Annotated in this window: 10 protein-coding genes; 6 read left to right on the top strand and 4 right to left on the bottom strand. The window is 73.3% G+C overall.

The features are described from left to right. From ACOV8S_RS27280 to ACOV8S_RS27265, 4 genes are all read left to right on the top strand, one after another. Positions 1-1,330 (top strand): STM4012 family radical SAM protein (locus ACOV8S_RS27280; RefSeq protein ID WP_448321066.1); only part of this gene is annotated, 1,330 nt, incomplete at its 5' end. A 10-nt stretch (positions 1,331-1,340) separates the two neighbouring features. Next, entirely contained in the window at positions 1,341-2,240 is a 900-nt protein-coding gene (locus ACOV8S_RS27275) for an STM4011 family radical SAM protein (RefSeq protein ID WP_448321064.1), read from the top strand. A 174-nt stretch (positions 2,241-2,414) separates the two neighbouring features. Next, positions 2,415-3,932: a peptidoglycan-binding protein gene (locus ACOV8S_RS27270; protein ID WP_448321332.1), complete on the top strand. Its 1,518-nt coding sequence runs from the start codon at positions 2,415-2,417 to the stop codon at positions 3,930-3,932. 219 nt (positions 3,933-4,151) lie between these two features. After that, positions 4,152-5,879 (top strand): GAF domain-containing sensor histidine kinase, encoded by a 1,728-nt coding sequence (locus tag ACOV8S_RS27265; protein ID WP_448321062.1) that lies wholly within the window; start codon positions 4,152-4,154, stop codon positions 5,877-5,879. A 34-nt stretch (positions 5,880-5,913) separates the two neighbouring features. Here the strand turns inward: ACOV8S_RS27265 and ACOV8S_RS27260 are convergent, their stop codons facing one another. Beyond that, entirely contained in the window at positions 5,914-6,390 is a 477-nt protein-coding gene (locus ACOV8S_RS27260) for a hypothetical protein (protein WP_448321060.1), read from the bottom strand. A gap of 250 nt (positions 6,391-6,640) precedes the next feature. Next, positions 6,641-7,396 carry an alpha/beta fold hydrolase gene (locus ACOV8S_RS27255; RefSeq protein WP_448321058.1) on the bottom strand — a complete coding sequence of 252 codons (756 nt, stop codon included), beginning with the start codon at positions 7,394-7,396 and terminating at the stop codon, positions 6,641-6,643. Positions 7,397-7,483: 87 nt separating this feature from the next. On the opposite strand from ACOV8S_RS27255, the gene ACOV8S_RS27250 reads away from it, so the two are divergent. Further along, a complete protein-coding gene (locus tag ACOV8S_RS27250; protein ID WP_448321330.1) occupies positions 7,484-7,999 on the top strand; it encodes a MarR family winged helix-turn-helix transcriptional regulator in 516 nt (171 codons plus the stop codon). Between the two features lie 181 nt (positions 8,000-8,180). Beyond that, positions 8,181-9,218 carry a hypothetical protein gene (locus tag ACOV8S_RS27245; RefSeq protein ID WP_448321056.1) on the top strand — a complete coding sequence of 346 codons (1,038 nt, stop codon included), beginning with the start codon at positions 8,181-8,183 and terminating at the stop codon, positions 9,216-9,218. Positions 9,219-9,284: 66 nt separating this feature from the next. Here ACOV8S_RS27245 and ACOV8S_RS27240 read toward each other — a convergent pair whose 3' ends face one another. Next, the gene (locus ACOV8S_RS27240) at positions 9,285-9,956 is read right to left on the bottom strand and encodes a lytic polysaccharide monooxygenase auxiliary activity family 9 protein (RefSeq protein WP_448321054.1); all 672 of its coding nucleotides are present in this window, start codon (positions 9,954-9,956) and stop codon (positions 9,285-9,287) included. A 212-nt stretch (positions 9,957-10,168) separates the two neighbouring features. Beyond that, a partial coding sequence (locus tag ACOV8S_RS27235; RefSeq protein WP_448321053.1) for an N-acetyltransferase family protein occupies positions 10,169-11,040 on the bottom strand: 872 nt, incomplete at its 5' end.

The following is an 11,040-nucleotide window of genomic DNA, read 5'->3' as shown; positions in this document are numbered from 1 at the left end:
GCCCTCGGCTCCGCGCCCGTACAGCCAGTACGTGTACGCCTATCCCCACAAGACGGCCTACCGGCGCCTGGACCCGCGGCCCGCGCTGCGGGACCTGTGGGCCGGCGAGCCCAAGGACGCGCTCTCGCTGTACCTGCACATCCCGTTCTGCGAGGTCCGCTGCGGCTTCTGCAACCTGTTCACCCGGATCGGCGCGCCCGAAGGGCTGACCGCCGCCTACCTGGACGCCATGGACCGGCAGGCCTCCGCCGTGCGCGAGGCCCTGGGCGACCAGCCGGTGCGGTTCGCCACCGCCGCGTTCGGCGGCGGCACCCCCACCTTCCTGACCGCCGCCGAGCTGGAGCGGCTCTGCGACATCGCCGAGCGGCGCACCGGCGTGGACCTGCGCGCCGTCCCGCTCTCGGTGGAGGCCTCGCCGGCGACCGCCACCGCCGACCGGCTCGCCGTCCTCGCGGAGCGCGGCGCCACCCGGCTCAGCCTGGGCGTCCAGAGCTTCGTCGACTCCGAGGCGCGAGCCGCCGTCCGCCCGCAGCGCCGCGCCGACGTGGAGGCCGCCCTCGGGCGGATCCGGGATGCCCAGATACCCGTCCTGAACATCGACCTGATCTACGGCATCGACGGACAGACCGAGCGGACCTGGCGCGAGTCGCTGGACGCGGCGCTCGCCTGGCACCCGGAGGAGATCTACCTCTACCCGCTCTACGTCCGCCCGCTGACCGGCCTCGGCCGGCTCGGCGCCGACGCGGACGCCGCCTGGGACCGGCAGCGACTGGCGCTCTACCGCCTGGGCCGTGACCACCTGCGCGAGCGCGGCTACGAGCAGCGGTCCATGCGCATGTTCCGCCGCGCCGACGCTCCCGCGACCGGCGAGGAGGACTACGCCTGCCAGACCGACGGCATGATCGGACTGGGCTGCGGGGCCCGCTCCTACACCAGGGCCCTGCACTACTCGTTCGACTACGCCGTCGACATGCGCGAGATCCGCGCCATCGTCGACGACTGGACCACGCGCCCCGCCGAGGACTTCGGGTACGCCGAGTACGGCCGGGAGATCGACGCCGACGAGGCCAGGCGCCGCCACCTGCTCCAGTCGATGCTGCAGGCCGACGGCATGGACGAGGCCGACTACCGCGCCCGGTTCGGGGCGGGACCCGAGGAGCACTTCCCCGGGGAGCTGGCCCGCTTCTCCGCCCGCGGCTGGCTGGACGGGGCCGCGCCCGCCGGGCTGCTGAGGCTCTCCGAGGAGGGCCTGGCCCACTCCGACGCGCTCGGCCCCGAACTGTTCTCGCCGGCGGTCCGCGCCGCCATGGCCGCCTACGACCTGAAGTGAGCGACCGGCGATGGATCTGACGCTGCTGTACCGGGGGCCGCTCGCCTCCTGCGACTACGACTGCCCCTACTGCCCCTTCGCCAAGCGGCGCGACACCCCCGCGCAGCTGCGCGCCGACCGGGCGGCCCTGGAACGCTTCACCGACTGGGCGGAGGCCAGGCCCGCCAGGAACGGCGACACGCTCTCGGTCCTGTTCACCCCGTGGGGCGAGGGCCTGGTGCGCTCCTGGTACCGGCGCGCCGTGGTCCGGCTGTCCCGGCTGCCGCACGTGCGCCGCGTCGCCGTCCAGACCAACCTCAGCTGCCGCACGGACTGGCTGTCCGAGGCCGACCCCGACACCGTCGCCCTGTGGTGCACCTACCACCCCGGCCAGACCCCCTACGACCGCTTCCTCGCCAAGACCCACGACCTGACCGCGCGCGGGGTGCGCTTCAGCGTGGGCGTGGTGGGCCTGCCGGAGCATCTGGAGCACGCCCGGCGACTCCGCGCCGATCTGCCCGAACGGGTGTACCTGTGGGTCAACGCGGCCGAGGGGCACACCTACACGGACGAGGAGGCCGACCCGTGGACCGCGCTGGATCCGCTGTTCCCGTACAGCCGGCATCCGCACCGCAGCGCGGGCCTGCCCTGCCGGACGGGGGAGTCGGTGATCTCGGTGGACGGCGACGGAACGGTCCGCCGCTGCCACTTCGTCCGTGCGGAACTGGGCAACCTGTACGACGATTCGTTCCGTAGGGCTCTGCGCCCCCGTGCCTGCCCGCTCGCGTCCTGCGACTGTCACATCGGCTACGTCCACCTCGAGACGCTGCCGTTGTACGACGTCTTCGCGGGCGGGGTCCTGGAGCGGATCCCCGCCGACGTCCCGTCAGCCGGTTCGCCGGAGCGACTCGAAACACCGAGACGCTATTGACGCGTCCATGACGGATCGGCTGGAGTGGGGGCGCCCGCATGACACGGCCGCCCCCGCGGCCGCTCCGGCGACCTGGAGGAACCCTTGAGCACACGAACGGCGCTCCGCACGCGCACGGCCCGCCTCAGACGTACCGCCGTGCCCGCACTGGGAGCGGTGCTGGCGGCCGCCCTGATGGTGACGAGCGCTCCCGCCGCCGTCGCGGCCCCCGCCCCGGACCGCGGTGCCGTCGCCGAGGCGGAGGCCGGGTCGGTGGCGCGCGCCTTCGCACGGTCGGCCGCCGAGTACGGGGTGCCCCGTGACCTGCTGGTGGCCGTCGCCTACGGCGAGAGCCGCCTGGACGGCCACGACGGCGAGCCCAGCCAGGCCAACGGCTACGGCGTGATGCACCTGGTCAGCAACCCCGACCACCGCACCCTCGAGCAGGCGGCCGGCCTCACCGGACTGACCCGGGAGCGGCTGCGCGAGGACACCGCGGCGAACATCCGCGGCGGCGCCGCCGTGCTGCGGGCCCTCGCCGACGAGCTCGGCCTCGGCGCCTCCGACCGCCGGGACGCGGCCGCCTGGTACGAGACGGTGGCCGCCTACGGCGGCGCGAAGGACGACCGGGCCGCCCGGCTCTACGCCGACGCGGTCTACGACTTCCTCGGCCAGGGGCTGACCGCCCGCACCGAGACCGGCGAGACGGTGACGGTGACCCCCCGGGCGGTCGAGCCCGACCGGGGGAAGCTGGAGCGCTCGACGACCGGCGAGTTCGGCATCCAGAGCACCGACTACGCGTCCGCCCTGTGGGTGCCCGCCGACGCCTCCAACTACACGGTGGGACGCACCTCCGCCATCACCCACGTGGTCGTCCACGTCACCCAGGGGTCGTACGCGGGGTCCATCAGCTGGTACCAGAACCCGTCCTCCGACGTGAGCGCGCACTACACGATCCGCTCCTCGGACGGCCAGGTGACCCAGTCGGTCCGTGAGAAGGACACCGCCTGGCACGCCCGGTCCGGCAACCCCTACAGCGTGGGCATCGAGCACGAGGGCTACATCAGCGAGCCCAAGTGGTTCACCGACGCCATGTACCGCTCGTCGGCCGCCCTCACCAAGCACCTCGCCACCCGGTACGGCATCCCCAAGGACCGGGCGCACATCGTCGGCCACGTCGAGGTGCCGGGCAACGACCACACCGACCCCGGCCCCTACTGGGACTGGACGTACTACATGCAGCTGGTCGGCGGCACCAACACCGGCGGCCAGGTCCAGCTCAGCTTCCCGGCCTACACCTCGATCAGCGCCGGCTCCACCGGCGACCTGGTCCGCGCCGCCCAGTACCTGCTCAACCAGCAGGGCCACAACGCCGGCACGGTCGACGGCATCTTCGGCTCCGGCACCACCGCCGCCGTGAAGTCCTTCCAGACCGCCAAGGGCCTCACCTCCGACGGCGTGGTGGGCGCCCGCACCTGGACGGCGCTGCTCTCCGCCGGGACCAAGCCGGTGCTCCAGCAAGGCAGTTCGGGCGCCGACGTGCAACGCCTGCAGCGCGCGCTGACGGCGGCGCTCGGCCGGACCGTGAGTGCCGACGGCTCCTTCGGCTCGGGCACGGCGACGGCGGTCCGCGACTACCAGACGAGCCGGGGCCTGACCGTCGACGGCATCGTGGGCTCCGGCACCTGGGGAGCCCTCCAGGCCGGTCGCTGACGGCCGCCCGCCGACACCCGCTCCACCGGCGGCCCACCGTCCTCCCGACGGTCCGTCACAGGTTCGGTCCCGGGTCCGACCCGGGTCCCTTCACCCCCGCGTGCGTGCCGCGCGGGGGTGACGTCCTTTCCTGCCCCCGGCCCCACAACTGTCGTACCGTCACGTAATCTTCACGGTCGCGGACCGTTGTCGGAGAAACAGTGTGGAGGGGGCCGACCGGTGGCTGAGGAATCCCCGGGGCCGCGGGTGCGGCTGCCGCAGCTGAGGCTGGACGAACTGCTCGGCGAGGTGCAAGCCCGGCTGGACGCGGCCAGGGGTACCCGCGACCGGGTGCACAGCCTCCTGGAGGCCGTCCTGTCGGTGGGCAGGGAGCTCGACCTGCAGCAGGCGCTGCACGGCATCGTGGAGGCCGCGGCCGTGCTGGTCGACGCGCGGTACGCGGCGCTCGGCGTGATCGGCCCCGACGGACGGCGCCTGTCGGCCTTCCACACCATCGGCGTGAGCGACGAGCAGATCGCCGAGATCGGCCCCTTCCCGGAGGGGCACGGCATCCTCGGCGAGCTCATCCGCCACCCCGAGCCGCTGCGGCTCACCAAGCTGTCCGAACACCCCGCCTCGTACAGCTTCCCGCCCCACCACCCGCCGATGAACAGCTTCCTGGGCGTCCCGATCCGGGTGCGCGACCAGGTCTTCGGCAACCTCTACCTGACCGAGAAGCGGGGCGGGGCGCAGTTCGACGAGGACGACGAATCGGTGCTGAACACGCTGGCCGTCGCGGCCGGCGTCGCCATCGACAACGCCCGCCTGTACGAGGAGTCGCGACTGCGTGAGCGCTGGCTGCGGGCCAACGCCGAGATCACCCACAGCCTGATGTCCGGCACCGGCCGTTCCGACGTGCTCGGGCTGATGGCCGACCGGGCCAGGGAGATCACCGGCGCCGCCCGCGCCGTGGTCGCGGTGCCGCTGGACGACGAGGGCTGCCTGCGGGTGGAACTGGCCACCGGCGAGGGCGCGGACGAGCTCGGCGGCCTGGTCCTCAAGGTGGGGGAGAGCCTGCTGGGCCGCTCCTTCTCGACGGCCGCCCCGGCTTTCTGGTCGGACCGCCCGGCGGACGGCGGAGGGCTTCCGGACGACGTCTCGCTGCTGCCCGGCCGGGGCCCGGCCGTCGCCGTGCCCATCGGGGACGGCGGTCAGGGCGTCCGCGGCGTCGTGCTGCTGGCCCGTCAGGCGGGCGGATCGGCCTTCACCGGCGAGGAGACCGAGCAGCTGCAGGCCTTCGCGGCGCAGGCGGCGATCGCCATGGAGCTCGCCGAACGCCGCCGCGACGCGGAACAGATGGCCGTCCTCCAGGACCGCGACCGCATCGCCCGCGACCTGCACGACCTGGCGATCCAGCGGCTCTTCGCCACCGGGATGACGCTGCAGAGCGCGGGGCGGTTCATCGAGCACCCGGTCGCGGCGGACCGGGTGCTGCGGGCGGTCGACGACCTCGACCAGACCATCAAGATCATCAGGTCCACCATCTTCGGACTGCGCGCCCGGGCCGGCGAGGGCGCCGCCGGCCTGCGCTCGCGCCTGGTGGGCGTCGCGGGCGAGGCCGCCCCCGTCCTCGGCTTCGCGCCGGGCGTGCGGATGGAGGGCCTGGTGGACACGGTCGTCCCCGCCCGCACGGCCGACGACCTGGTGGCGGTCCTCTCCGAAGCCCTGACCAACGTCGCCCGCCACGCCCACGCGGACCGGGTCGACGTGGTCGTCGAGACCGACGGCCGCACGGTCCGCCTCACGGTGACCGACAACGGCGTCGGCCTCGCCCCCGGCGGACGGCGCAGCGGTCTGCGCAACATGACCGAACGCGCCGAACAGCGCGGCGGCGCGCTGCGGATCGGCACGCCGCCGGAGGGCGGCACGACGCTGACCTGGGAGGTCCCGCTCCCGGCCGAGGGCTGACGGTTCCGCGGCCGGGGCGGCCCCTGCGGAGCCGTCAGTCCCACGAGTTGAACAGGGTCGCGCCCAGCGTCTCCGGCCGCCAGTACGTGATCTCCCTCCACTCCGCCGAGGACAGGGCGGAGGTGTCCGCGTCCGTCAGCGGTGACAGAAGCTGTCGCGCGCTCAGGACGGCGAAACCGAGGTCCGTGAGGACGGACGCCCAAGGGGGAGGGTCCTGGAACTCGTCGGTGTAGCAGGAGACCTGGTCGCCGACGAAGGCGATCAGTGGGTGGTGCGCGTGGAACAGCGCCACGTGCAGGCCGTTGCGATCGCTGATCGTCGCGCTGTGGAACGTCTGCGGGTACCGCACCTCGACGAAGTCGTGGACCTGCCCATCCGGAGCGGCCCGCGCCGCTGCGTACCAGGCGGTGCGGCATGTCCTGGCGTCGGTGCTCGGCAGGGGCGGGTCGTTCCGGTGGCCGAACCCGGTCACGCCCCGCTCCAGGCGGAAGACTCCTGGTGCGCTCTCCACGTCCACCCCTCCCGGCAGGGAGTGTATGCGCCGGCAACCACCCCAAGGGCCCCCGTCCCGCCCAGCGGGCGTGCTCCTCAACCCGGTGCGCCCTGCCGGACCGCCGCGCGAGCTCCGCCGGCGGAACCGCGGCCCGCATGGCGCGCGTCCCTCGCCGAACCGATGTGATGGTGCGAGCGACCCCCGGTGCCTCGACGCCCTGACCGGGGCCCGGCGACGCCCTCCGGGCCCCGGTGAGGGCCGAGGTGGCTCAGAGGGTGTCGAGGAAGGCCAGCAGGGCCTGGTTGTAGGCCCGCGGGTTCTCCAGGTTGGGCAGGTGCATCGCCTCGGGGACGCGGACGCTCTCGCCCCGCTCGACCGCGCCGGTCACCGCCGCCGTCGCGGCGAGGAAGCCGGGGGAGTCGTGCTCGCCGTCCAGCGCCAGCACGGGGACCTTCGCCAGCTCCCCGAGGCGCGCGGGCACGTCGGGGACCGTCACCAGCAGGTTGGGCTCGTCCGGCGTGTGCTTGGCCATCGTGCCCGCCAGCGCCTTCCGGAGGAGTTCCACCGCCTCGGGGTCGTGGCGGTGCATCGAGGAGAGCGGCCAGTCGGGCGGGAAGGCCGGCATCGGCGGCGGCTCGTTCGGGTCGTGGCCCGGCGGCAGCGGCATGACCCCTCCGCCGGAGATCACCAACGCCCGTACGAGCTCCGGGTGTTCGAGCGCGGTCTCCACCGCGATGCCCGAGCCCATGGACACCCCCACCACCACGGCCGGCCCGGCGTCCAGGTGACGGATCAGCGCCGCCACGTCGTCGGCCACCCGGAAGGGACGGCTCGCGTTGGCCGAGCGGCCGTGCCCCCGCAGGTCCATCGCCACCACGTGGAAGCGCCCGGCCAGCTCGGGGACCTGCCACCGCCAGACGGTGTGGTCGGCGAAGCCGGAGTGCAGGAGGACGACCAACGGGTCGTCGTCGGGGCCTGCTTCGGTGTAGGCGAGCTGACCGTCGTCACTGAGGAACGTCTTCATGACAACCAAGGTGTCATTGTTTCGCGGAATTGACAACCGGGGTGTCATAATCGAGGAGTGGACGACGTGAACGACGAGCAGCAGCCGATGTCCGGCCCCATGGACCCCGACGCCCGGGCCCGCCGGCTGACCGAGGTCTTCGACCTGGTCGGCCCGCTGTACCACAAGGTGTTCCGCAAGGTGGAGCAGGAGACCCCGGTCGACGGGGTGAGCGTCGGCGTGCGCGCCGTCCTCGACCTCCTGGACAGGCACGGCCCGCTGACCGTCCCCAGGATGAGCCGCGCCCAGGCGCTCAGCCGCCAGTTCGTGCAGCGCATGGTCAACGACGCGGTCGCCCGCGGCTTCGCGGAGAGCCGGCCCAACCCCGCGCACCGGCGCTCCCCGCTGATCGCCCTCACCCCCGCCGGGGCGGAGGCGGTGGCCGCCGTCACCGCCCACGAACGCACCCTGCTGCGCCAGGTCGACGGAGACCTCACCCACGAGGACGTGGACGCCTGCCTGAAGGTGCTGGGCCGGATGCTGGACCTGTTCGCCGACGTGGACATGGAAGGCTCCGTCCCGCTCGTCCCGCCGCGCGGGCAGGTCAAGGGCGACCGGCCCTGACGCCGGCTGAGCGGCAGGCGCCCGCCGGGTCAACTCCTGCTCCGTGCAACGCCCTTGTCCGGATGCCCGCTTGTGGATCTTCAGCCGGGGAGATCTGCTGAGGGCGTCGCGGCCGCACGGAAGCAACAGCGCGGGGACGTCGGCCGCCGGTCCTGCGCCAGGGGCGGGAGGAACCCACGACATGCTCTCCACCGACATCACCGGGGCGCTCGACGACATGCCCCCGCATGCCTCGTCGGAGTACCACGCGCGGGCAGGCGCCCTCTGCGACCGGCTGACCGAGGAGGAGATGACGGCCCTCGAGGCGCTGATCACCGACCCCGGCAACCGCAAGCGCGGCTTCGACGCGCTGTACGTCCTGCTCGCCCGCCACCGCAGGTCGCTGGACTCCGACCGCTTCCGCCGTCTCTACGAGCGCCATGCCGGCCATTTCGACGACATGCCCATGCGGGCCGTGCTCGACTCCGACATGGCCCTGCTGCACCCCGGCGGACCGGACCTGCCGAGCTCGGTCGAGTTCGCCGCGCGGGCGCTGGACGCCTACCCCAACAACCAGCCCCTGGTGGCCCACCACGCACGCACACTGGCGGAACCGGGCTGGTCCGGCGTCGAGGTGCCCGCGGCGGACCTGGCCCAGGCGCTGGCCCGGGTGGAGCGCTCGATCGAGGCGGCCCCGGAGCGGCCGAGGTTCCGTGCGGTCAAGGGCCAGCTGTGCGCCCTGCTGGGCCGCTACGAGGAGGCCGAGGCCGCGATCCAGCGGGCCATGGAGCTCGAGGACTCCAGCCTGAACGGCTACGCCATCCGGGTCATCGAGTACCAGCGGCTGCGCGCCGACGTCCGCCTCCGCGCGGAGACCGGCCGCATCCGGCAGTCCCTGCACGAGACGACGCGGCGGCTGGAGCAGGAGATGGACCAGCGGCTCACCGCGGTGGCCGAGGCCATCCGGCAGCGCGAGGAGGGCGAACTGGCGAAGCTGCGCTCGGAGTCACTGGGAACGCTGGGCCTGCTCGCCGCGGTGATCGCGTTCATCGTCACCAGCGTCCAGGTCGCCGACAAGATGCCGCTCTCCGACGCCCTGCGCCTGCTGGCAGGCATCGCCGGCGTGCTGACGCTGGTCTTCACCGTCTTCGCCGGCGTCTACGCGGCGGTCCGCTCCTGGTGGCTGGCCGCCCCGGTACTGCTGGGCTTCACGCTCTTCGCCTACGCCAGCTTCCGCTGACGAGCCGCGGGCGTTCGATCCCCGCCGGGCGCGCCGCCCGGCGGGGATCTCAGGAGGTCGGCTGTACTACTTGAAGTTGACGTCGCTGCACAGGAAGTAGGTCTGGTCCATGTGCGAGGCCTGCCAGATGGTGTAGATCACCGCACGGCCGCTGCGCCCGGAGATGCTCAGCGGGACGTTGTAGTCCGAGCCGGGGGCGTAGCGGCTGGTACGGGTGACCAGTTGGAGGTCGTTCCAGGTCAGCGGCTGGGTGAGCGGGTTGAAGCCCTGCCGGGTGACGTAGACGAGGATGTAGTCGGCGCCGTGCCGGGCCTGGTCGTGCAGCTTGAGGGTGAAGCTGGAACCGACGTCCGTGGCCTTCCAGTTGCCGACCGCGTCCATGGCGTTGTAGCGGCCGCTCTCGGTCCGGCCGCCGCTGCACTGCTGGCCGTTGGGGATGACGGCCTGGAAGTTGCCCGCGGAGCCGTTGCGGTACAGGCCGTTCCAGTTCCACATGGCGTTGGTGTCGGCCTGCCAGGCCTGCCAGCACATCGGGTCCTGCTGCTGCATCGCCGGGTTCTGGAAGTCGCTTCCCCAGCGCAGCCAACAGCCGTAGTTGCGGGTCGCGGGGTCGACCACCGAGCCGTGGGCGTAGGCGGTGCCGCCCGTGGGGACCAGCGAGAACAGCGCGGCGGTGACGAGGGAGAGGGCGAGGAGCGGGCCGCGGCGTAATCGGCCGGCGAGCTCGGAACGGGTCATGGGGGTCCTCCTCGGAGGGAGCGGGACGGTCGTGGGGGAGAGCGCGCGGGAGCGCTCCCAGTCCAAGGTTGCGTACATGCCAACGTGGTGACAACGTTGTATTGCGTCACTTCCGGCCCGCCTGACCGGTTCGCTGCGCGCCGCGCGGCCGGACGTCCCGGGCGGGCCCACACCGCGGGCACGCCCAGGACGCCGCCCCGCGCGAGCGTGCCTCACAGGTCGAGCTGGTACTCCAGGGCCTTGTGCGTGGGGACGTAACCGAGCGCGTCGTTGATCCGCCGCATGTGCGTGTTGCTGTCCGCCGTGTCGGTGACCAGGCCGGCGAGCTCGGGGTGGTCGCGGCGTGCCAGGCGGATCGACTCGGCCTTCATCCACCGGCCGAGGCCACGGCCCCGGTGCTCCGGGAGGACGCCGGTGCCGTAGTGCTGCCCGTCGCCCTTGCCGTCGCCCGGCACCACGAGTTCGGAGAAGCCGGCGATCGACCCGTCGGACTCGTCGACGACGGCCACCGTGGTCAGCAGGTCGCCGCGGTCGGCGACGGCCTGCGCGGCGGCCAGCACCCGCTCCACGTCCCAGGTCACGACGCCGTAGTCGGTGTCGTCCATCGGCATGTCGTCCATCGCACGGCGCGAGTCGGCGAAGGTCCCGGCCAGGTCGTCGGGGACGGCGCCGTGCCACGAGGTGAGGCGGTAGCCGGGGTTCGGCCGTTCCGCGGCCGCCTCGACCTCCCGCAGCGCACCGCTGTCGAGCCCGTCGAGCGCCAGGCGGGCGTAGGTCAGCGTGAGCACCTTCCGGAAACCGCTCGCGGCGAGGAAATGGTCGCCGGGCGTCCCCGCGTCGGCCGACGCGATCACCGAACGGCGGCCGTGCCCGCGGGCGGAGGTCACCGCCTCCTCGAGCAGCCGCGACCCGACGCCGCGGCGGCGCTCCGCCGGGTGCACGTTCACCCGCAGCTCGGCGAGGTGGTCCTGTCCCTCCTTGGTGAACACGCGGAGGTACGCGGAGCCGAGCGGGTTCCCGTCGCCGTCCTCGGCCAGCCAGGCGAGACGGTGACCGGAGGGCGTGGAGGCGGGGTCGGCAAGGG

It is taken from the genome of Streptomyces sp. CO7, assembly GCF_053474865.1.
This window is presented reverse-complemented; position numbering and strand designations above follow the sequence as displayed.

Bases quoted from the DNA above. Each gene is read 5' to 3' on its own strand.
- ACOV8S_RS27275 (WP_448321064.1), top strand. From the start codon at position 1,341: ATGGATCTGACGCTGCTGTACCGGGGGCCGCTCGCCTCCTGCGACTAC.
- ACOV8S_RS27270 (WP_448321332.1), top strand. From the start codon at position 2,415: ATGGTGACGAGCGCTCCCGCCGCCGTCGCGGCCCCCGCCCCGGACCGC.
- ACOV8S_RS27255 (WP_448321058.1), bottom strand. From the start codon at position 7,396: ATGAAGACGTTCCTCAGTGACGACGGTCAGCTCGCCTACACCGAAGCA.
- ACOV8S_RS27250 (WP_448321330.1), top strand. From the start codon at position 7,484: ATGTCCGGCCCCATGGACCCCGACGCCCGGGCCCGCCGGCTGACCGAG.
- ACOV8S_RS27245 (WP_448321056.1), top strand. From the start codon at position 8,181: ATGCTCTCCACCGACATCACCGGGGCGCTCGACGACATGCCCCCGCAT.
- ACOV8S_RS27240 (WP_448321054.1), bottom strand. From the start codon at position 9,956: ATGACCCGTTCCGAGCTCGCCGGCCGATTACGCCGCGGCCCGCTCCTC.